This window comes from Prochlorococcus sp. MIT2304, assembly GCF_059772405.1.
In genome coordinates this window covers 825,211-846,578 of record NZ_CM186286.1, presented here as the reverse complement: position 1 = coordinate 846,578, position 21,368 = coordinate 825,211, and the positions used below count along the sequence as shown (strand labels likewise).

Here is a 21,368-nt window from a genome sequence, read left to right as displayed (position 1 = left end):
CTCCCTCCAGTTAAAGATTTTGATTTGGTATGAAAGTTGTTTAACTTGGTACCAATCAAGTTTTTGCCAATGCCTATACGACAGGATGAAAATCAACCTAATAGACGTTTTGGAATAATTAATTTAGTTCTAATAGGATTTGGAGCACTTCTCCTTTTCAGTAGCTTTTTCCCAAGCTCAAACACACAAGTTCCGAGAGTTCCATACTCCCTTTTTATCAACCAAGTCGATGATGGTGAAGTAAAGCGTGCCTACATAACTCAAGATCAAATCAGATACGAACTTTCTACAGCAGAGGAAGGAGCTCCATCAGTTCTTGCTACGACTCCCATCTTTGATATGGATCTCCCTCAAAGGCTAGAAAGTAAAGGAGTTGAGTTCGCAGCCGCGCCCCCAAAAAAGCCAAACATCTTTACCACTATTCTAAGTTGGGTAGTCCCGCCGCTGATTTTCATCCTTGTATTGCAGTTTTTTGCTCGTAGAAGTATGGGAGGTGGAGGAGCTCAAGGTGCTCTAAGTTTTACCAAAAGTAAGGCAAAAGTATATGTTCCAGATGATGAGTCGAAAGTGACTTTCGAAGACGTTGCTGGTGTAGATGAAGCTAAAGATGAGCTAACCGAAATAGTTGATTTTCTCAAAAGGCCACAGAGATATACAGATATTGGTGCAAGAATTCCCAAAGGTGTTTTGTTAGTTGGACCTCCTGGAACTGGAAAAACACTTTTATCAAAAGCAGTAGCAGGCGAAGCTGAAGTACCTTTCTTTATCATTTCTGGTTCCGAATTTGTAGAGTTATTTGTTGGTGCTGGTGCAGCAAGAGTTAGAGATTTGTTTGAGCAAGCAAAGAAAAAAGCACCGTGCATAATTTTTATAGATGAACTTGATGCTATTGGTAAAAGTAGATCGGGTTCAATGGGAGTTGTAGGGGGCAATGATGAGAGAGAACAGACTCTTAATCAACTCTTAACTGAAATGGATGGTTTCGCTTCAACTGACAAGCCTGTCATTGTGTTGGCTGCTACTAACCAACCTGAAGTTTTAGATGCGGCCCTTCTTCGTCCCGGCAGGTTTGATAGGCAAGTACTGGTAGACAGACCAGATTTATCTGGGAGAAAAACAATTCTAGAAATTTATACCAAGAAAGTTAAACTCTCAAACGAAATAGATCTAGATCGTATTGCGCAAGCTACAAGTGGATTTGCTGGTGCTGATTTGGCCAATATGGTAAATGAAGCTGCTCTATTGGCTGCAAGAGGTAAAAGAAAATCAGTTGAACAACAAGATTTAAATGAAGCAATCGAAAGAGTTGTTGCCGGATTAGAGAAAAAAAGCCGCGTTTTGCAGGACGATGAGAAAAAAATCGTTGCATATCATGAGGTCGGTCATGCAATAGTTGGTCATTTAATGCCAGGAGGTAGCAAAGTTGCAAAAATATCTATTGTTCCAAGAGGTATGAGTGCTCTCGGATACACTTTGCAACTTCCAACTGAAGAAAGATTTTTAAATTCTAAAGAAGAACTTCAAGGCCAAATAGCTACTCTCTTGGGTGGAAGATCTGCAGAGGAAATAATTTTTGGAAAAGTTACAACCGGAGCTTCCAATGATCTTCAAAGGGCTACAGATATTGCTGAGCAAATGGTAGGTATGTATGGGATGAGCGATATACTTGGTCCATTAGCATATGACAAGCAGGGAGGTGGTCAATTCCTAGGAGGAAACAGTAATCCCAGAAGAGAATTGAGTGATGCTACTGCCCAAGCAATTGATAAAGAAGTTAGAAGCCTGGTGGATGATGCACATGAAAAAGCCTTAAACATTCTTAAAAACAATCTTTCTTTATTGGAAGATATTTCTCAGAAAATACTTGAGAAAGAAGTTATAGAGGGAGATGATCTTATCAAAATGCTTTCAAATAGTGTGATGCCAGAAAAAGTTTCTAGTTAGACCACTTGACTTTATTTCCTTTTTCCTAGATAAAGGAAGTTTGAGACTCCCAAGCAATGGCATCAGTCTCCTCTGGATTAGCATCTGAACTTTCCTCTTTTGGTAAAAGCGATTTTCTCTCTTCATCTGACTTGAAATCAAGTCAGATTTTTTCATTGTTTGAATTATCAAAACAATTAAAAGCAGAAGATAGAAGAATTGATCTGGGAAATAGAGTCCTAGGTTTAATATTCAAAAAGGCATCCACTAGGACACGAGTTAGTTTTCAAGCTGCAATGGCCAGGCTTGGGGGTCAAACTATTGATTTAAACCCTCAAGTTAGCCAACTTGGAAGGGGAGAACCCATTAAAGATACAGCCAGGGTTTTGAGCCGCTATTGTGATGTTCTTGCAGTTAGAACTTTTTCGCAGAATGAATTAGAGGAATACGCAGAGTGGTCGACGATTCCTGTGATTAATGCCTTAACTGACCTTGAGCATCCTTGTCAAGCACTAGCTGATTACTTAACTATACAAGAGAAATTTGGGAGTCTGAAGGGTATAAATCTTTCTTACATCGGAGATGGCAACAACGTAGCTAATTCATTAATGTTATGTGGAGCATTGTTGGGAGTTAATGTGAAAATTTGCTCTCCAAAAGGATTTGATGCAGACCCAAAAATTGTAGACAAAGCTAATTCTCTATCTGAGTTTGGAGCAAAAATATCTATTTCTAATAACCCTTTAAAGGCAGTAAAGGGAGCTCAGGTGATTTATACAGATGTTTGGTCTTCTATGGGGCAAGAAGAAGAGCAAGCAAGGAGAAAAAAATTTTTTGAAAATTATAAAGTTGATCTAAAATTAATGGATCTTGCTGATGAGGACGTGATTCTTTTGCACTGTTTGCCTGCTCATAGAGGAGAAGAAATTACAGAAGAGGCTTTGGAGAGTCAAAGAAGTTTTGTTTTTGATCAAGCAGAGAATCGTCTTCATGTTCAACAAGCTTTGCTTGCTGTTCAACTTGGAGGTCTTTAGGGTTGCAATTTCAGAATAAATTAGGTACATATGTATTGGAGCACATATGTACTTAATTTGTTTAGATGCCTGGTGAAGCTTTAACTACTGCTCAGCAAGAACTATATGACTGGCTTGTAGATTTTATTGAAGACCAGCACCATAGTCCTTCCATAAGGGAAATGATGCAAGCGATGGGGCTAAGATCTCCAGCACCCATTCAAAGTCGTTTAAGACATTTACAAGAAAAAGGTTGGATAAAATGGCAAGAGGGTCAGGCAAGAACACTGCAATTGATAGAAGAAAGTATTGCTGGCGTTCCTGTCTTAGGTTCAATAGCCGCTGGTGGATTAGTTGAGACTTTTGATGATGTACAAGAAACTTTGGACTTAAATTCAGTTCTTCAACTAAAAGGACTTTTTGCTTTGACTGTAAATGGAGATTCAATGATTGATTCTTTTATTGCAGATGGAGATATGGTCTTAATGGAACCTGTTAATGACCCTTCTGGATTGAGAAATGGAACTGTAGTGAGTGCAATGGTCCCAGGTTTGGGAACTACTTTGAAGCATTTTTTTCGTGATGGAAGTTTAGTTCGTTTAGAAGCTGCTAATACAGCTTATGAACCTATAGAAATTGATGCTGAAAAAGTACATGTTCAAGGAAAGTTAGCTGCTGTGTGGAGGAAAACTTAATTTTATTTTTGATAACAAATTAATTTGTTTAACTTCGATTTTTTAATAGGGATCTTCTATTTTTATCTTCACTTTAGACACTGAGATATACTGCTTTTATCGATTTTCTTTTATTAAAAAAGCTTTCTTATTTAAATTCTTACTCCTTTCTTCAAAATAAATCCCCTCTCCATATTGACTAGTTGATATGTCTAATCTTGATTCCAATGCGTGAGAAAGGATTTTTAAAAAATATACTCTGACCCTAATGAAAGTTCTATAGGAGTAAGTCAATAAAAGAAATCAAATAATTTAGAATTAAAAAATTATTTGATATGCAAGGTTAATTTAAGATAAGCAATTGCAATATGTATTTAATTGATTTTGTTTAATAAAAATATGTTGAGAAAAAGAATTTCTTAAAACTCTTTATGCGATTAAACCAATAAACTCGTTGAAGTTAAAATTTTGATACTTTATAAACCATTAGAAGCATTAACAAATGACGTTGACGAGAGAAAAAAATTTTTACCTAGAAGTACTAGAATAGCAATTTAAGTGAGACTATTTCTTTGAATGAATAGAAGGTCATTTTGGCTTGAAGAAATGCTTGAAATAAATTGATCTTTTAAATTGAAATGCAGATATCAGCATGAATGATTATTGAGTCTTTTTAATGAGTTTTCCACTTTTCCACAAATTCACATATTTTAAATATTATCAATCGTGTTAATGGCAATTCTATAAGTGGATAAATTACAAAAAAAATGTATTCACTCAAACTCATTCTGCTGCAACAGGTTACGAGCGATAAGTATCTCTTGATACATAACCAGGTTCCTGTTAAAACTTCAAGACAAAATATTCAGCAATGTTTGGAAACGAAAAAATGTGGAAAAGTTCAGGTTGTACTTATCTTGCCCGAAGTGGTTCCATTGGCTTACTTATAGATGGGTTTCTTGGGTTTTTTAGAGAAAAAATCGTTGCCCTTAAAAAAATTCACTAATTATTTTGATTTGTGCAAAAGGAAATTTTTATAAATCTTCATTTTTAAGTTCTTATAAGCATTTGTCGGAGTTATCTAATTTTTTAGACAGAAGTAATGACTATTAAATTATTAGTAAAACCCAGATATTTTTTATTAAATTAGTTTGCTCCTATACCTCTTGCCATTAATGTTGCGAAAAACGGTATTAATGAAAAACCAAATAATTCGATATTTATTATTAATTTTAATCTTGCTTCTAGATTAACAGAAACGTCTGGTAATTTGCCTTTACTTAAAGGAATTGCCCATAAAATATAAGTAAATGTTGGATATAAAGATAATGAACCCACTAAACCGAATATCACAATTTTTGTCCAAAAAAGAGGGTTTTGAGTATAAAAATCAGGACCTTGGCCGAATTTTATTACACGATAAATTCCGCTGATTAATAGAGCTACACCCGCAATTCCGTATACAATATCGGCTGAAATCATAGAAATAGCTTCTTCTCTATTGGGAGCGGATTTCAGACGCATTCTTTCAAATACCAAAGCTCCAAAACAAAGCATAAAACTTAAGTAATGGATGTAGGCAACCGAGGCGCTTTTGATTGCATGCATATTTGTGACTTTGATTTTATACATAATATACAATAGCGAAAAACATAAAGCACCTTTGCTGAAAGCTTTTTGGTTTACGAAGAGGAGAAAATGCAATTAAGAAAAAATTAAAATTAGCAATTTTCTCATTAGTAGTTATTTGTTTCTTTCTTTACTTGTATTAAGAATCTATTATTTTTATATTTAATAGAGTGCTTTTGATAGACCTAGTTTTAAAATTAATATATAGATATTTAAGATAGAAAAATGACAAAACTCCGATCTCGAAGTTTTTCAGTCTTTTGTATAGTTGTGTGTTCTTTATTTTTTACTCTTTGTTTATTTGATTTAGAAGTAAATGCATCAACTATTAAGCAAAATGATGAATTGATTAACAGAATAGCTAAAGATTTTTCGAAGAAATTTTGCAATGGAGTTGGTTTCGGTCTGTCTCAGGAAAGCGCCGTGAATTTTGCGATCAAGGAAAATATAGCTATCTTTAAGAAGAAGAAAGGGATTGAAAATATTGATACTAAAGCCATAGCAGAAAAAGCTTTTAATTCAGTTAGTGATAATTGTGGTTACTCTTTAAACCTTTCAGGAGATGAGTGGTATATAGCTTTTAAAAAAGGTGGCTTAAATTAAGTTGATATAATTAATTAATAATTTACATAATATAAAAAAAATTAAAAACAACTTTACTATTATATAAATTGTTTTTAATTAATAATAAAAAATCAACTATTCATTCTTAAATGCCTGAAATTATAAAATTTTTAAATTAAATAATCTTTTATAATATAGTACATAAGTGAATTTATCAATTTTATCTTATATATGAGGATTTTAGTCCCAGGGGGAGCAGGTTTTATAGGAAGCCACACATGTCTTGCTCTGCTTGAAAAAGGTTATGAGATAACTGTAATTGATTCCTATATAAATAGTCATAAGAAATCTCTTCAGCGTGTTGTTGAGATATTGAAAAAAAATAATAGAGTGAAAAATATTGATATTGAGATAGCAGATATTAGAGATGAAAAGGTTTTAGATAAATTATTTTTAAGATATAAAGATTTGGGTAATCCTATCAAAGCTGTTATTCACTTTGCAGGATACAAATCAGTTAAAGATTCTGTGCTTAATCCTTTACTTTATTGGGATGTAAATGTTCATGGTTCAATTAATCTACTAAGAGTTATGGATAAATACAATTGTCGAACAATTGTATTTAGTAGTAGTGCCACTATCTATGGAATGTCAAATCATTTACCTCTTAAAGAGACTACAGAAATCAAACCAATAAACCCCTATGGAAGAACTAAAGCGGCAATAGAGCAAATACTAAATGATATATATTATAGACGCAAAGATAAATGGAAAATAGGAATACTTCGATATTTTAATCCTATTGGTGCTCATTCATCTGGGATGATAGGAGAATCCCCTAAAGGATTACCTAGTAATATTTTTCCTTATATCACTCAAGTAGCTGTAGGTAATTTGGATGAATTGACTATTTTCGGTAAAGATTGGCCTACTTTAGATGGAACTTGCATACGAGATTACATTCATGTTATGGATTTAGCTGAGGGGCATATTGCTACTTTGGAGTATTTAAATAATTATGAACAAAAAATAATTAATCTTAATCTAGGCACAGGCCTAGGAACAACTGTTCTAGAACTTGTAGATACATTTGAGAAAGTAAACAATGTAAAAATATCTATAAAATTTTCTACCAGAAGAGTTGGTGATTCTTGTACAGTAATAGCCGATAATTCTTTAGCTCTCTCGTGTTTAAATTGGTCCCCAAAAAGAGATTTAGTGAAAATGTGTTTAGATGGATGGAACTGGCAATCAAACAATCCAAAAGGCTATTTATAGTTAATATTTAAATTGAACAATTAATTTAAATATTTATTCATATATAATTTAATTGTTTCTGAAATTCCATCTTCAAGATCTATAGCAGGCTTCCATCCAAGATCTAAAATTTTAGATATGTCAAGTTGTTTTTTTGGGGTTCCGTCCGGTTTGCTTGAATCCCAAAGTGTTTCCCCTTTAAAACCTGTTAAGGTAGCAATTTTTTTAGATAAGCCCTTGATCGAGATATCTTTTCCAGTACCCACATTTAAATATGTAAGTGGTTCTGATTGATTATTCATAGGAGCATTAACAGAATTGGGATCCCATTTTTCAAGAGCGAACACAACTGCTTCTCCTAGATCATCAACATGTAAAAATTCTCTTAATGGAGAGCCTGTTCCCCAGCAAGTTACGGAAGTTAAATTATTTTTTTTTGCTTCAGAAAATTTTCTTATTAAACTAGCCATGACATGACTAGTGTCTGGATTATAATTATCTCCAGGTCCATAAAGATTTGTTGGCATTAATGAAATCGCATCAAATCCGTATTGCTTGCGCAAAGACTCGCAAAGCTTAATACCTGCTATCTTTGCAATTGCATAGCATTCATTTGTTGGTTCTAATTCACTTTCCAATAAATATTCTTCTCTTATTGGTTGCTTTGCATATTTAGGATAAATGCAACTACTACCTAAGAAAAGTAACCTTTTAACACCAAATGACCATGCAGTTTCAATTACATTTGTTTGTATCTTTAAGTTATTTAATATGAAATCAGCGGGCTGATTATTATTTGCGAGTATTCCTCCTACTTTTGCTGCAGCTAAAATAACAATAGTTGGTTTGTGAGCCTTAAACCAATTTCTTATTTCGATGATATTTTCAAGATCTAATTCCTTATGTGTAGGAGTGAATAATGCTTGCTCATATCCTTTCTTTTTTAAACTTCTTACAATGGCACTCCCGCACATTCCTGTTGATCCAGCAATAAGAATTCTGTCTTTATGATTAAGCAAGTTTGTCATGAAAGTTTAACAATCGTTTGAAGATTAGTTGATGGGTTATGCAGAGTGGATTACTCGGTATTATCTAATGCAAGTACTCTTCTTTAAAGAAATTCTTTAAGAACATTGATACTTTAAGATTGAATACCTCCTTCTAGAAAAAATAAAGATACTCTTCAGCTATCTTAGCAAGTATATACAATCTAGCCATAATAGAATGAGTCGTTTATTGCTGTATAAGTTTCTTAGGATTTACAGGAAAACTTATAAATGAAGATTCCATTTTATATATGTCGCTAGATACTGATAAATGATATTATTTTTAAGTTTTCTGTTAAGTTTTGTATTTTTACTTTTTGGGACATTGTTTGTTAATAAATTTAGAATACTTTTTTTAGTAATTTGATAAAGTGTTTTCAGTAACTTATTTAATTTTGATAAAATCAAAATTAAATATTGTCAAAATATAAATTACTATAGTAAGATATCTGTTGAATTGATTATAAAGATTAAAAAGATTAAATCTAGATCTATTTATTTAGTTACTGGGGCTGCGGGATTTATAGGTTCAGCTTTATCTCATCGCTTGTTAAAGGAAGGCAAAATTGTTGTTGGTGTTGATAACCTTAATTCCTATTATTCTCCTCGATTAAAGAAATCTAGGCTGGAATTGATAAATAGTAAATTAAGTAGTTATTCTGGTAGTTGGACTTTCTTGGAAGTTGCGTTGGAAGATAATTATTCTTTAATTAAAATCTTTAAAAAATATGCCCCAAATATTGTTGTGAATTTAGCAGCACAAGCTGGAGTAAGATATTCTTTGGAAAATCCTTTTTCTTATGTAAATAGTAATCTTGTAGGCTTTGTAAATCTCCTTGAGGCCTGTCGTTTATATGAAGTTCAACATTTGATTTATGCTTCTAGCAGCTCAGTTTATGGAGGGAATACAAATTTACCATTTACAGAGGATCAATCTGTTAATCACCCTGTAAGTCTTTACGCAGCAACTAAGAAATCAAATGAATTAATGGCTCATACATATAGCCATTTGTATAATTTACCATCAACGGGTTTACGCTTTTTTACTGTATATGGCCCATGGGGAAGGCCTGATATGGCGCCAATGATTTTCGCAAAATCTATTCTTAATAACAAACCTATTACTGTAAATAATTTTGGAAAGATGAAGAGAGATTTCACCTATATTGATGATGTCGTAGAAGGTATTTATTTATGTTCTAAAAAGTACGCAACTATAGATACTGATTTTAATAGTGACCAGCCTAATCCATCTACATCATTTGCTCCTCATAGAATATTTAATATAGGTAATAGTGAACCTATAGAACTACTAAGATTTATTGAGGTTCTTGAAAATGAGCTGGGTTTAAAAGCGATAAAGGACTTTCAGCCAACACCACCAGGAGATGTTATTGCTACAGCTGCTGATACGAAATTGTTAAATGATTGGATTGGCTATAAACCAATGACGTCAATAGAAGATGGGATAAAACAATTTGCTTTTTGGTACAAAGAATATTTTTAGAGATTATTTTAAAGATGAATTATTTAAATAGTTCCCTGGCTGCAAAAATACCAGTTAATGGTTGTGTTATTTTTGAAATTGTTGAGCTTGATTTTCCAATAAGGCTGTCTTTAACAGAAATTAAATCACCTGAAAATAAAAAAGGATTTTTAATTGAGCCAGGAGTCGAATTAGCTGAATAATTAATATTTTTCCTTAATATTGTTCCATCTTTATTGTATCTAATTAAAAAGATCTTTCCAGACAGAGGCTTGATGGGACCTGAGAGGTTCATAACATCAGACAAACTACCATCAACAGGTATACGCAATTGGCCAGGGTTTTCTATTTTCCCTTTAACAGTTACATTTATAAACCTTGGAGTTAAGCCAAAAACTATAGATTTTCGAAGGATATCTTGATTTGATTTGGTGAGACGAGGTATGTAAATAATATCTCCATCAAAAAGTCTTATATCTGACTTTGAACTTTGTCTTTTTAAAAAGATAGAGAAATCAATTGTTGCTTTTTTTTGCCCCCCCCCTTGACTTAAAGGAATATCTCTGATGAGTTCTAATTTAGATATATCACTATAAGAAGTTAGTCCCCCAACAGATCTTATTGCATTTGAAATAGTAGTTAAATCATCTGTTAAGTTAAAAAGTTTTGAATAATCTATTGATCTACTAATAGATAAATCCTCTATCTCACTAGCTTCAATTGACTTGGCCTGATTTATTTGTAGATCTTCTGTATAAGCTCCAAGTTTGACAATAGAAGGTTTTCTTACTTCACCTTGAACTAAAACTTTAATCGGTCTATATTTTATTATTCTTATATAAATCTCGGGTGAAATTAAGAACTCTGAATAACGTTTTTCTAGCATATTGCTGAGATCTTTTATGGTTAAGCCTCTAACATATGTTTCTTTGATTCGAGGAAAATATATATTACCTTGTTTATCTATCGTATATTTTCTATTTAAATTACTTGCATTAATAAATTGAATATCTAATACATCACCAGTTCCTAATATATAGTCATCTAATTCATTACTCCTATCAAAGTAGGAGGCGTCAATAATATTTTTATTATCTTTGAATACTTCTCTTCCCTCTGCTAATGCAACTCCTGATAAGAAGGCAAGTAGCACAATCTTTAAAATCAGAAGATTTTTTAGCTGCGTTGTTTTTATAATAAACACTTTAACACTAAAAATAATATCTATAAATATTATTTTACTACATTTTTTAGTTAATGATAGCTTTTTGAGAGAAAAAATGAATCTTTTTCCCTTAATTATTATTAGGAAATGCAACTACCATTAAAATGCATAAAATTGTGAAATTTAGGTATGAGTTAATTAGAAAGAGAAGTTTGATAGGCTTCTCAATATTTTTCTCGTTCTAAGCTAAGTAATACTTGTTTCAATAACTAAATTTTTTATAATGTAAATATAATCAAACCATCTATATCCTTTTCCTGAATATTTAGGTTTGTTTTCAAATTATAAATATCATCGTATAATATTAATCCTGGAATGGTAATTATTATACGAACATCGCAATCAATAGATTGAGATAAATTTTCAAAGACATAAATTTCTTTATCCTTGAGAATTTCTTCAAACCTTTTTGAAATCAACTTAACACTTTCATTGTTGATTTTCCCGAGTTTAATTAGTGCGATTTTTTGAAATCCATTTGCTATAATTGAGCTTGAATTAATTATTTTAATACTCTCGCACCATTCATTTTGCTTTGATAATTCAAATTCACCTAAGTACTTGCAACCTAGATATTTTTTAATAGCTGATTTACTATATATTAATCCACTATTTTTTTCTTTTATTAATACGAAAAAGAAGCTAATCAATAATCCTAATATAAATGATATTAAAACAATTCTTCTTTTACTTGGAGAGACAGGATCATCGAATAATGTTGGTTTTGTTATTAATTCCCAAGGATCAAGTGAACGTGCTTGATCAAGAGAAACTCTTCTTCTTTCATTTAATAAACTGGATAAAGTTGTCTCATCAAGCTCTTTATTTTTTAGAAATTCCTTATATTTAATTATTAGCTCTTTAGGCCTTGTAGATGCTTTTTGCAATGCAATATTATTTAATTTATCTGCTTTTAATTTTGCTATTACTTCTAGCTTTAAGTTTTTTATTAAAGACTTTCGTCTACTTTTTAGGTCTCTTATGGCGACATCATTTGGTTTATATATAACCTCATTGATTGCTATTTGTGAATCTATTGAATCTAAATCTATTAAAGATTTGTTTTCCTTAGAAATTGATTTTAAATATTTAATTGCCCTTGATTCATTACTTAGATTATTAACTATTTCAAGCATTTCTTCTATAGATCTTATATTATTAATTGAATTTAACCTTCTACTCTCAATATCAATAGAAGTAGAACTATCCCCTTCTTTTGCAAAATCAAATTCTTGAATAGATCTTCCTACATCAATAATCTTATTTTTATAGATTTCAATTTGTCTGTCGAGATAAGCTATCCCTTTATTAATACCTTTTACTCTGTCTTTGCCAGAGTAAAGTTGATATTGAGTAGAAATTTTCTTCAATACAGGTAATATTAAGCTTCTCTCTGTGTCTTTGTAAGATAAATTTACTATTGAAGTGTTTTTAACTAAACTAACGTCTAAATTGTTTTTAGTCCAATCGGAGATTCTCCACTGAGATGTATTGATTCCCTTCTTTTCTTTAGCTTCTTTAACATAATAAAATATATTTGAAAGTACAGAAGGGCTTTTAAGTATTTCTATTTCTGTTTCTAGTTGCCGCTTGATTGTATTTTTTGCGAAAAGATTTCTTCCTCCCATTAAATTCGAAATATTGGAAGTTATTTCTTCTTGTTTATTATTGCTGAGTTGATCTTTAATAACTATTTGGAATTCACCTTTCCATACTTTCTTTAATGTGAAGGAATATATAGAGCCTATAAAAACCGAAGCAATCGTTAGCCCTAATATTAGATATTTATTCCTAATTGATAGGTTATACAAATCTGAGAGATTTATTAATTCTTCATTTTCTTCAAAAAAATTATTATCTGGATTCATTTTGATTTTATTTATTTTTATTGCATTAGTTGCACATTCATTTTTCCAAGTCTTTTACCATTGTAACTCGATCTTTTATTAATTTTATCACACCAATCAAGGTTATTCAAATACCATAAAACTGTTTTTCTGATTCCATTCTCTAAACTATGTAATGGCTTCCAGCCTAATTCTCTTTGGATTTTACTGGAATTTATTGAATATCTTTTATCGTGACCCGGGCGATCCTCCACATAATTAATAAGAGTTGAATAGGCATTTTTTTTAGGAACTATTGAATCTAGAACATCACATAATAAACAAGCAATTGTTTTGTTACTCATCTCGCCAAAGCCACCTATACAATAGGATTCGCCAATTTTCCCTTTGATAATTGCCAATAAAATTGCATCGATATGATCTTCTACGTAAAGCCAGTCTCTAATATTCTCCCCATTACCGTAGATAGGTATTTCTTTTCCTTGGACAGCTTTTAAAATTGATAGTGGAATAAGTTTTTCAGGAAATTGATAAGGACCATAATTATTACTGCAATTGGTAGTTATGGCTGGTAATCCATAGGTTTTATGCCATGCATGTACCAAATGGTCGCTTGATGCTTTGGATGCTGAGTAAGGACTCCTTGGTGAATATGGAGTCGATTCATCAAATGAACCGATAGAGGAAAGTGATCCAAAAACTTCGTCTGTACTAATGTGGTGAAATCTAAAAATTTCTCTTTTCTTTTTTGATAAACCGTACCAATAATTTTTTGTAGCTTCTAGTAAGTTGTAAGTACCTATCACATTCGATTCAATAAAGCTATTTGGAGAATCTATTGACCTGTCAACATGGGTCTCTGCTGCAAAATGTATAATAAGATCTGGATTTGATTCTTTGAGTGCATTAAAAGTATCATCGTAATGATATAAATCTACTAATAGGTGTAAATGCTTTAATTTAGAGTCTTTAACTAACTTAATTCCTTCTAGGGAGCTTGAATAGCTAAGTTTATCTAAATTGTATATTTTACAGTTTGTTTTTTTTATTAGTCTTCTGATGAATGTTCCGCCAATAAATCCTGCTCCTCCAGTTACTAAAATATTTTTAAATTTATTTAAATGATTATAATCAATCATGGTATCAATTTTTTTAAATATTTTGATCTAACTTTTAATAGCTCATAGAGAGACTTCCTCCAATGTATTTGCTTTATATTTATTGATTTACAAATTAATTGACTATCTAAAACTGAATAACTAGGACGCCTTGCAATTGTTTGATATTGTTCCGAGGGGATTGGTATTACTTTGGCTTTTTTTGATAACAAACCTAACTTAAGTCCTATTTCGCCTACTTCAATTGCAATATCGAACCAACTTGCTACCCCTGCATCACTCCAATGCAAGATTTGTGGGATTTTATTATCGTCTTTAATTTGCTTCTCCCAGTTGCAAATTAAAGACCAACAGGCTGAAGACAAAGTTAATGTGCTTGTTGGACTACCTATTTGATCACAAACCACTCTAATTTCGTTTTTTGTTTCATGTAATTTAAGCATTGTTAATGCAAAGTTATTACCAGTTGGCCCCATTAGCCAACTTGTTCTTAATATTATTGCCTGATGAGTGCGAAATAAGATTTCTTTTACTGCATTCTCTCCAGCCAACTTGGAGGAACCATATACTGAAATTGGATTTGGTTTATTGTATGGCTTATAAGGAAAACTTTGATGTCCATCAAATATGAAATCAGTGCTAATATGAATCATTTTTCCTCCTATATCCTTTACAGCATCTGCTAACAACCTTGTACCCTTTGAATTAATAAGGAATGCATGATCTTTATTTGTTTCTGCATCATCAACCATAGTAAATGCTGCGCAATTAATAACCCAGTCGGGTTTATATTTTCTAAGATTATTTATAAAATTTTTTGGATTTAAAAAATCAAAATCTTTTTTTGTAGCTTTAATTATTTCATGATTCGCAAAGTTATTTTTGATTAATGCTTGACCTAATTGACCTTCGCTGCCTGTAATAAGAATTTTCATTGAGGAATTTATTGAAAAATTTCTATCTCTCTAAGACTCTTTCCATCTTCATCTTTGCTTGACATAATTGGTTGATCTATATTTATATTGCTTAAAGGCCATTTAATATCAAGATATTTATCATCCCATCTTAAGGTTTTTTCAAGCTTGCAATCCCAAAAATCTGTAACTTTATAATTAACCTCGGTATTCTCTTCTAGAGAAAGAAAACCATGTGCAAATCCTGGTGGGACCCATAATGATTGTTTTTTGCATGCATTTAATTCTACTCCTCCCCAGTTTAAATATGTTAGTGAATTTATTCTTAGATCAACTATTACATCAAATATTGATCCAGATAACACTCTTATTAATTTACCTTGAACTTTTGGCGCTATTTGAAAATGTAGTCCTCTTAAAACACCTATTGAGGACATAGAATGATTATCTTGAACAAAAAAAATCTTCTTACCAAACAGTTTGTCGTAATATTTTTGATTCCAACTTTCAAAAAAGAATCCTCTATCATCTTTAAAAATATTCGGTGATATTAAAAAAGAATCATTGAATTCCTGACCATTATTTGTTTTTATTTTTTCAATTTTCATATCGATCTTGTAATGTTATTTTTTTCGCTACGGGTAGCTAATTTTACAAGATAATTTCCGTATTCACTTTTATTCATTTCAAATCCAAGTTTTTCTAAATCATTATTTGTTATCCATCCTTGCCTCCAAGCAATCTCTTCTGGACAACCAATTTTTAAACCTTGTCTTTTTTCTAGTGTTTGTATAAAGCCGCCTGCCTCTATCAAAGAATCAAATGTTCCAGCATCAAGCCAAGCTGTTCCTCTATTAAGAACTTTAACTTTTAGTTTTCCCTCTCTTAGATAATAATTATTTAAGTCAGTTATTTCTAATTCACCTCTTGAAGATGGGACAAGTTGCTTGGCAATTTCACTAACATTAGATTCATAAAAATAGATGCCCGTAATTGCATAATTGCTTTTTGGCTTTTTTGGCTTCTCTGTAATCCCTTTAGCCTTTAATTCTTCATCTAATTCAACAATCCCATATCTATATGGGTCGCTAACCTGACAAGCGAAGATTGTAGATTTGTCTAAATCTCTATAAGCTTGTTTTAATTGTGAGACTAAAGCTTGTCCGTAGAATAAATTATCTCCGAGGATTAAAGATGAAGGTCCTCCGCTTAGAAACCTTTCTCCAAGAATAAATGCCTGAGCAATTCCTTTTGGCTCTTTTTGAATTTCATAACTAATTGATATACCCCATTTAGTGCCATTGCCAAGTAAATATTTGAAGCTTTCTATATCTCTAGGTGAGGAAATTATTAGGATATCTCTAATTCCACTAAGCATCAAAGTGCAGAGTGGATAATAAACCATTGGCTTATCATATACAGGCATCAATTGTTTGCTTATTGCATGTGTTAGAGGTTGAAGTCTTGTCCCTCTACCTCCAGCGAGTACTATTCCTTTCCTTGTCTTTAACATTACAATTTTTAATAGATTTTATATTATTATCCGAAAAGATGCATTTATTAACTAAGACTTTTATTTATATATAATTTTTTAATTTTAGTTTTTAAAAATCCTTGCATTATGAGATGAACCAGTATTTCTTTACTATTAAATGTTAATATTAATGAAATTTCAGTAATATTTGCGTTTAAATTAGTTAATTTTTTGGCAAATTATTCAAGTAATTTGTTTTTCAAATTAATCTCTCTATTGTTGCTATTTATAAGGTTTTGCAGAGGTTTTACTAATTTTTTTAATGGTGATTTAGAAACTGTTAATTTTTGAGAAGGTAGATTCATTTTTATTACACAATTAAACTCACAAGATGGATCTGTCTCCTGAAAATCACTTCTTTGATGAGCTCCTCGACTTTCTTTTCTTTCTAGAGCTGAAAGGATTGTCGCCTCGGCACTGATCAATGAAGACTGCAAATCAAAAATCAGAGCAAGGTCTTCGCAACTATGCACATCTATATCTTTTGATTTTGATTTGATAATACCAATCTTCTCAAGACCATTATTAAGTAAAACTTTACTTTTAATAACTCCGCAACTTTCCCACATTATTTGCCTTAATTCATACTGTAAAGGTCTTACTAATTGACTTCCACTTTTTATAAATCTATTTATATTTTCATGTGCTAGATAAATAACTTTGTTTGACTTAACTTGTTGGTTTAATTTTTTTGAATAATCTATACTTGCTAATCCCGCTCGTTTCCCAAATATAAGTATTTCAGCTAGTGAATTTCCACCTAAGCGATTGGCTCCATGAAGACCTCCTGTCGCTTCCCCAGCGGCAAATAAACCCTCCACTGATGTTGATAAATTATCTGGGTTAACTAGAATTCCCCCCATGGAATAGTGAGCAGTAGGAGCTACTTCCATAGGGGATTTGGAAATATCAAGCATTTGAATTTCAAGAAATTGTCTATATATACTCGGTAATTTTTCGACAATAAAGTCTTTACTTTTATGGCTAATATCCAAGTATACACCTCCATTTTTTGTTCCTCTACCTTCTATTATTTCTTTATAATTGGCTAACGCAACTTTATCTCTAGTAGAAAGTTCCATTCTCTCGCTATCATAATTAATCATAAATCTTTCTCCCTTGTTGTTTAGTAGTTTTCCTCCTTCCCCTCTTACTGCTTCTGTAACCAATGTTCCCTCTTTATCTTCAGGGAAGAGCATGCCAGAAGGATGAAATTGTACCATTTCCATATCTATTAATTCACATCCAGCAGTAAGCGCTAAATAATATCCATCTCCTGTATTCTCATTTTTTCTTGATGAACTTTTTTTCCATATTCTAGTGTGTCCACCTGTACAAATAATTACTGAATCTGCTAAGTGTATTGTTCTTTCAGCCGATAAGGTATTAAATGACATCGCTCCAAAACAAATATTTTCTTTTACTAAAAGTTCAGTAACGTAATTTGTGTCATAAATAGGTATCTTTAGGCTATCAGCTTTCTTAAGTAGTGTTTTTAGTATTGATAAACCTGTGAAATCTCCCGAAAAGCATGTTCTGCGATATGTATGTGCACCAAAATACCTTTGATTAAAGTGACCGTTTTCTAGCTTCTCAAAGTTAGCGCCCCATTGATCTATTTCTTTAACCAAAGAAGGCGCTTCTTTTGCCATTATTTCAATCTTTGCAGGATCACCAATTCCATAACCTTCCAAGTATGTATCAACAAAATGTTGTTGCCATGAGTCTTCTGTATCTAAATTCCCAAAAGCTGCATTAATACCGCCTGCTGCTAGGACTGTGTGTGAATCGGTTCTAGCTCTTTTCCCAAGAATACAAACATCAAGACCAGCTTTTTTTACTTCAATAGCTGATCTTAAGCCTGCACCACCACAACCTATTACTAAAACATTTGATATTAGAGTTGAATGTTTATTCGAAGTCACTTTAGCTTTGTTTTTGCTATTTATATATTTATTGTATTACTATTTTTTAACTTAATCCAAATAAAAACTTGAATAAATCTAAATTCCACTTGAACACTGAACTTAGAATATTTCTTTATGTAATAAGGATTTATCTAATAGATTTAATTTAAAAGAGCTACTTTCTTAGACTTGAAATTAGGAAGACTCTAATATATAAATTATACTTTAAATTTTATCATGGGGGATGTAATGCAACTTTGAATGTTATTTCTAATGAGCTTAAGAAAAAAGATTGTGATTTAATTAATATTTTATTAACTTCAAATATTTATTTTCGATCCTCTCCTCAATCTATAAATGATTTGGATGTGAACATTTTTTTATAATCCAGTAAAAACAATCCTAATTTATTTGAGAATATATTTAATATTTAACTTAAAATTGTAACTGAAAAAGATAAATTACATATGCTTTCTAAAGAAATTATCTCACTTTTATAAATAGCATATGTATCTAAAAAGTTTTTAAGGAAAATGTATATATAATTAGTCATTCATCTAATCCAATTTCTGATATGAAAAATCTAAATTAGTTGAAATAATATATAAGGGAGTTTACAAAGCTATGGATTTTATAGCTATAATTGAACATATAAGTCAGATTGGTTTTTTGGCGCATAATTTTGTGCCATTTTTCACAGGTCATATGTGGTTATTAGCCCCCTATGGCTCATCCCATTGTGCACATCTGCTTATATAACCACTATCAAGTGATATCAAGGCAACCAGCTGATTTTTCTAAATCTTCAAAGCTGCCTGATATTACTGCCTTTTTATACACTTGGGGCCATAGCTCAGCTGGTAGAGCACCTGCATGGCATGCAGGGGGTCAGCGGTTCGAGTCCGCTTGGCTCCATTCTTAAAAAGTATTGTGATAACAGGATTGAGAGCTTCATTATTAATGTTCTTAAAGCTCGTCTCAATTAAATTTCCAAAAGTTAGTGCGTTTTATTCTTTTAGATTTATGTGCTAAAGCTTCATTTTGGACGAATCGTCCAAAATTCAAGAGTAATTAACTAGACATCCTATATTTTCTAGTTAATATGTTAGGGTCGATGGTTAAAGTTTATGAGTGATGGCCAATTAGATAAATTAAATCACTCAGGTTTAGTAAGAAAGTATGGATTAGATGAAAGAAAAGAAATAGAATTATCAGTAAAAATAGATGAGACAAATAAGGAGTTAGAAAAAGCAGGAAAATCTATACTTCAAGTAGCTAAATTATTGTCTCAAGCAAAGAGTTTAGTTAGGAATAAGAACTGGGTTGAATTGACTGACTCAGGTGCTTTAGTCTTACCTGGAAGAGTCGCAAGAGATTTAGCCTCCGCTTATGAAAACTGGTTAGTAAATAGTTCCATACCAGAAGCTGCTTTAACTCAAGTTTCAGCAAGAACCTTGGCAAGGATTGGAAAAGTTGAATCCTCTTTAAGAGTTAAAATAGAAAAGCATTTAAATCAAGAAAAGAAATATACAGAAAGTGATTTGTCTTTTTTTCTTAGAAGGCCTAGATCAGCAGAACAAACTATTGACGAATTAATTGAAAAAGCAAAATTATCTGCTGATAATATGAATGATGAAGAAAAGATTGAAAAGTTTAAAAACCTTTTTATTGAAAATATTCAGCTTAAGAAAAAAATTAGAGTATTAGAAGAAAAATTATTCAAATACAAATTTCAATTTAATAAGAGCTTACTTAAAGTTTAAATATATCAGGAAACCTATCAAGGTATGAAACATCCAATCTCGAGCTATCCATGCTGACTCCCTTTATGGCATGTAGGTTCATTAGTTCCAGTCAGATTGGCTAAATTTTAAAAAGGAGAGATTAGTGAGTTTTTTATTTTTTATACTTTTTCAAAAATCAATTTTTTTTTAATAAATACTACTTGAAGAAAGTAGCAATAGTTTTAAACTATTAAAAATTGACTTTTTAAAATACGTATTTTCTAAGCAAGCTACTACCGCTTTTTATATTGCCGCTTGGATTTAGCCTATTTTTTTTAATTTTCAATTTTAAAAAGGCTTCAAAAAATAAACTTTTATTTGTAATCATATTTCTATGGACGTTTAGTACAAGTTTTGTCGCAAATTTTTTATGGAAATTAGTTGAATTTCCATGGAAAAGGCTTAACGAAGACCTTGCTCCAACTGCTGATGCAATAGTTGTATTAGGCAACAATGGTCGGCCTAAAGTTTTTGGAAGAGGGGTTTTTTATGAATGGAGCGATCCCGATAGAGTCTTCGCTGGAATTAAACTTTTTCAAAAGAGAAAAGCTTCACTGCTATTTTTCACAGGTGGAGCTATTCCTTATAGTGATTCAATAAACGAAGGAATTTTGTACAGAGATTACGCAATAAGTCTTGGGATACCATCCGAAGCCATAAAGACTACAGCCAGAGTCTTTAATACAGCTCAAGAAGCTAAAACCATTAAGAGTTACTTTAAAGAAACAAAATCTACAGCCAAAATTCTTCTTGTTACTAGCGCTTACCACATGCAACGTGCAAAAAAAATTTTTGAGCGTCAAGGATTCTTTGTACATCCTTTTCCAGTTGATTTTAGAACTTCATTAATTTCAACATGGCAAAGTCCATACCATTGGATGCCAAACTCTAATAATCTCAATAGAAGTTCCCAGGCTTTACGTGAAATTTTAGGAAGAACTTTTTACAGATCTTGGTCAATTAAAAAATAATAAACTCTAATTAAATTATCTTTTTTAGGCTGAATAGGAGAAGAGGTTAAAATATTGGCAATATAATTAATTAAAAATATTCTAAAAACTAAAAAATGTTATATCGATTAAATTTATCTATTTCAAAAATAGAAATTCTTTCTTTATATAAAAATTATTGTAATCTCTCTAAGTTAATTATTTTTTGTACTATTTGTAATAGTTTCAATCCTTTTTGAGATTAAATATTTAGAATTTGATATAGACTTTTAATATCTTTTATCGCATGAACATCTTTCTTTAGTTATGCTTCGATAATCTCAAATAGTTTTCAATCAGAGTTATAGTATTGGCAAATACTTTTTATATAACAAACCAAAATAAATAATATAAATATATTTCCTTGTTTTTTTGCCCTCTCATGATAGATTAAGTGTAATTTTGATCTCATATTGATTGCAATGCATGAAAAGTATTATTATTAATACAAACTTGGT

At 31.4% G+C, this 21,368-nt stretch carries 17 protein-coding genes and 1 tRNA gene; 9 read left to right on the top strand and 9 right to left on the bottom strand.

Going from position 1 to position 21,368, the window contains the following annotated elements; genetic code table 11:
- Positions 1 to 69 precede the first annotated feature (69 nt).
- From ftsH to lexA, 3 genes are all read left to right on the top strand, one after another.
- Entirely contained in the window at positions 70 to 1,944 is a 1,875-nt protein-coding gene (gene ftsH, locus AC6EIY_RS05130) for an ATP-dependent zinc metalloprotease FtsH (RefSeq protein ID WP_498507970.1), read from the top strand.
- A gap of 56 nt (positions 1,945 to 2,000) precedes the next feature.
- Positions 2,001 to 2,957 carry an ornithine carbamoyltransferase gene (gene argF, locus AC6EIY_RS05125; RefSeq protein ID WP_498507969.1) on the top strand — a complete coding sequence of 319 codons (957 nt, stop codon included), beginning with the start codon at positions 2,001 to 2,003 and terminating at the stop codon, positions 2,955 to 2,957.
- Positions 2,958 to 3,022: 65 nt separating this feature from the next.
- Positions 3,023 to 3,631 (top strand): transcriptional repressor LexA, encoded by a 609-nt coding sequence (lexA, locus tag AC6EIY_RS05120; protein ID WP_498507968.1) that lies wholly within the window; start codon positions 3,023 to 3,025, stop codon positions 3,629 to 3,631.
- A 1,125-nt stretch (positions 3,632 to 4,756) separates the two neighbouring features.
- Here lexA and AC6EIY_RS05115 read toward each other — a convergent pair.
- Positions 4,757 to 5,242 (bottom strand): DUF2214 family protein, encoded by a 486-nt coding sequence (locus AC6EIY_RS05115; RefSeq protein ID WP_498507967.1) that lies wholly within the window; start codon positions 5,240 to 5,242, stop codon positions 4,757 to 4,759.
- A 222-nt stretch (positions 5,243 to 5,464) separates the two neighbouring features.
- Between AC6EIY_RS05115 and AC6EIY_RS05110 the strand changes: the two genes are divergently transcribed.
- Positions 5,465 to 5,842 carry a hypothetical protein gene (locus AC6EIY_RS05110; protein WP_498507966.1) on the top strand — a complete coding sequence of 126 codons (378 nt, stop codon included), beginning with the start codon at positions 5,465 to 5,467 and terminating at the stop codon, positions 5,840 to 5,842.
- 192 nt (positions 5,843 to 6,034) lie between these two features.
- Entirely contained in the window at positions 6,035 to 7,081 is a 1,047-nt protein-coding gene (gene galE, locus AC6EIY_RS05105) for a UDP-glucose 4-epimerase GalE (RefSeq protein ID WP_498507965.1), read from the top strand.
- A gap of 20 nt (positions 7,082 to 7,101) precedes the next feature.
- On the opposite strand, the gene AC6EIY_RS05100 is transcribed toward galE, so the two are convergent.
- On the bottom strand, positions 7,102 to 8,088 hold the full coding sequence (locus AC6EIY_RS05100; protein WP_498507964.1) for a GDP-L-fucose synthase family protein: 987 nt from the start codon (positions 8,086 to 8,088) through the stop codon (positions 7,102 to 7,104).
- 487 nt (positions 8,089 to 8,575) lie between these two features.
- Between AC6EIY_RS05100 and AC6EIY_RS05095 the strand changes: the two genes are divergently transcribed.
- Positions 8,576 to 9,613, top strand: coding sequence for an NAD-dependent epimerase/dehydratase family protein (locus AC6EIY_RS05095; RefSeq protein ID WP_498508152.1), 1,038 nt, complete (start codon positions 8,576 to 8,578; stop codon positions 9,611 to 9,613).
- Between the two features lie 19 nt (positions 9,614 to 9,632).
- On the opposite strand, the gene AC6EIY_RS05090 is transcribed toward AC6EIY_RS05095, so the two are convergent.
- The 7 genes from AC6EIY_RS05090 to AC6EIY_RS05060 form a co-directional block, all read right to left on the bottom strand.
- Positions 9,633 to 10,745: a polysaccharide biosynthesis/export family protein gene (locus AC6EIY_RS05090; protein WP_498507963.1), complete on the bottom strand. Its 1,113-nt coding sequence runs from the start codon at positions 10,743 to 10,745 to the stop codon at positions 9,633 to 9,635.
- Positions 10,746 to 11,035: 290 nt separating this feature from the next.
- Positions 11,036 to 12,685 carry a GumC family protein gene (locus AC6EIY_RS05085; protein ID WP_498507962.1) on the bottom strand — a complete coding sequence of 550 codons (1,650 nt, stop codon included), beginning with the start codon at positions 12,683 to 12,685 and terminating at the stop codon, positions 11,036 to 11,038.
- 17 nt (positions 12,686 to 12,702) lie between these two features.
- Positions 12,703 to 13,803 (bottom strand): dTDP-glucose 4,6-dehydratase, encoded by a 1,101-nt coding sequence (gene rfbB / locus AC6EIY_RS05080; RefSeq protein WP_498507961.1) that lies wholly within the window; start codon positions 13,801 to 13,803, stop codon positions 12,703 to 12,705.
- Complete coding sequence (rfbD, locus tag AC6EIY_RS05075) at positions 13,800 to 14,717, bottom strand: dTDP-4-dehydrorhamnose reductase (RefSeq protein ID WP_498507960.1); 918 nt, start codon at positions 14,715 to 14,717, stop codon at positions 13,800 to 13,802. Before rfbD ends, rfbB begins: the two co-directional genes overlap by 4 nt.
- An 8-nt stretch (positions 14,718 to 14,725) precedes the next feature.
- Positions 14,726 to 15,304: a dTDP-4-dehydrorhamnose 3,5-epimerase gene (rfbC, locus tag AC6EIY_RS05070; protein WP_498507959.1), complete on the bottom strand. Its 579-nt coding sequence runs from the start codon at positions 15,302 to 15,304 to the stop codon at positions 14,726 to 14,728.
- The gene (gene rfbA / locus AC6EIY_RS05065) at positions 15,301 to 16,209 is read right to left on the bottom strand and encodes a glucose-1-phosphate thymidylyltransferase RfbA (protein WP_498507958.1); all 909 of its coding nucleotides are present in this window, start codon (positions 16,207 to 16,209) and stop codon (positions 15,301 to 15,303) included. Before rfbA ends, rfbC begins: the two co-directional genes overlap by 4 nt.
- Before the next feature lie 200 nt (positions 16,210 to 16,409).
- Positions 16,410 to 18,155 (bottom strand): FAD-binding protein, encoded by a 1,746-nt coding sequence (locus AC6EIY_RS05060; RefSeq protein ID WP_498507957.1) that lies wholly within the window; start codon positions 18,153 to 18,155, stop codon positions 16,410 to 16,412.
- Positions 18,156 to 18,979: 824 nt separating this feature from the next.
- Between AC6EIY_RS05060 and AC6EIY_RS05055 the strand changes: the two genes are divergently transcribed.
- The 3 genes from AC6EIY_RS05055 (at position 18,980) to AC6EIY_RS05045 (ending at position 20,892) form a co-directional block, all read left to right on the top strand.
- Positions 18,980 to 19,052, top strand: a tRNA-Ala gene (locus AC6EIY_RS05055).
- A gap of 212 nt (positions 19,053 to 19,264) precedes the next feature.
- Positions 19,265 to 19,900, top strand: a complete 636-nt coding sequence (locus AC6EIY_RS05050; protein WP_498507956.1) for a hypothetical protein — start codon at positions 19,265 to 19,267, stop codon at positions 19,898 to 19,900.
- Between the two features lie 269 nt (positions 19,901 to 20,169).
- On the top strand, positions 20,170 to 20,892 hold the full coding sequence (locus tag AC6EIY_RS05045; protein ID WP_498507955.1) for a YdcF family protein: 723 nt from the start codon (positions 20,170 to 20,172) through the stop codon (positions 20,890 to 20,892).
- The last annotated feature ends 476 nt before the right edge of the window (positions 20,893 to 21,368 follow it).

Bases quoted from the DNA above. Each gene is read 5' to 3' on its own strand.
- ftsH (WP_498507970.1), top strand. From the start codon at position 70: ATGCCTATACGACAGGATGAAAATCAACCTAATAGACGTTTTGGAATA.
- argF (WP_498507969.1), top strand. From the start codon at position 2,001: ATGGCATCAGTCTCCTCTGGATTAGCATCTGAACTTTCCTCTTTTGGT.
- lexA (WP_498507968.1), top strand. From the start codon at position 3,023: ATGCCTGGTGAAGCTTTAACTACTGCTCAGCAAGAACTATATGACTGG.
- AC6EIY_RS05115 (WP_498507967.1), bottom strand. From the start codon at position 5,242: ATGTATAAAATCAAAGTCACAAATATGCATGCAATCAAAAGCGCCTCG.
- AC6EIY_RS05110 (WP_498507966.1), top strand. From the start codon at position 5,465: ATGACAAAACTCCGATCTCGAAGTTTTTCAGTCTTTTGTATAGTTGTG.
- galE (WP_498507965.1), top strand. From the start codon at position 6,035: ATGAGGATTTTAGTCCCAGGGGGAGCAGGTTTTATAGGAAGCCACACA.
- AC6EIY_RS05100 (WP_498507964.1), bottom strand. From the start codon at position 8,088: ATGACAAACTTGCTTAATCATAAAGACAGAATTCTTATTGCTGGATCA.
- AC6EIY_RS05085 (WP_498507962.1), bottom strand. From the start codon at position 12,685: ATGAATCCAGATAATAATTTTTTTGAAGAAAATGAAGAATTAATAAAT.
- rfbB (WP_498507961.1), bottom strand. From the start codon at position 13,803: ATGATTGATTATAATCATTTAAATAAATTTAAAAATATTTTAGTAACT.
- rfbD (WP_498507960.1), bottom strand. From the start codon at position 14,717: ATGAAAATTCTTATTACAGGCAGCGAAGGTCAATTAGGTCAAGCATTA.
- rfbC (WP_498507959.1), bottom strand. From the start codon at position 15,304: ATGAAAATTGAAAAAATAAAAACAAATAATGGTCAGGAATTCAATGAT.
- rfbA (WP_498507958.1), bottom strand. From the start codon at position 16,209: ATGTTAAAGACAAGGAAAGGAATAGTACTCGCTGGAGGTAGAGGGACA.
- AC6EIY_RS05050 (WP_498507956.1), top strand. From the start codon at position 19,265: ATGAGTGATGGCCAATTAGATAAATTAAATCACTCAGGTTTAGTAAGA.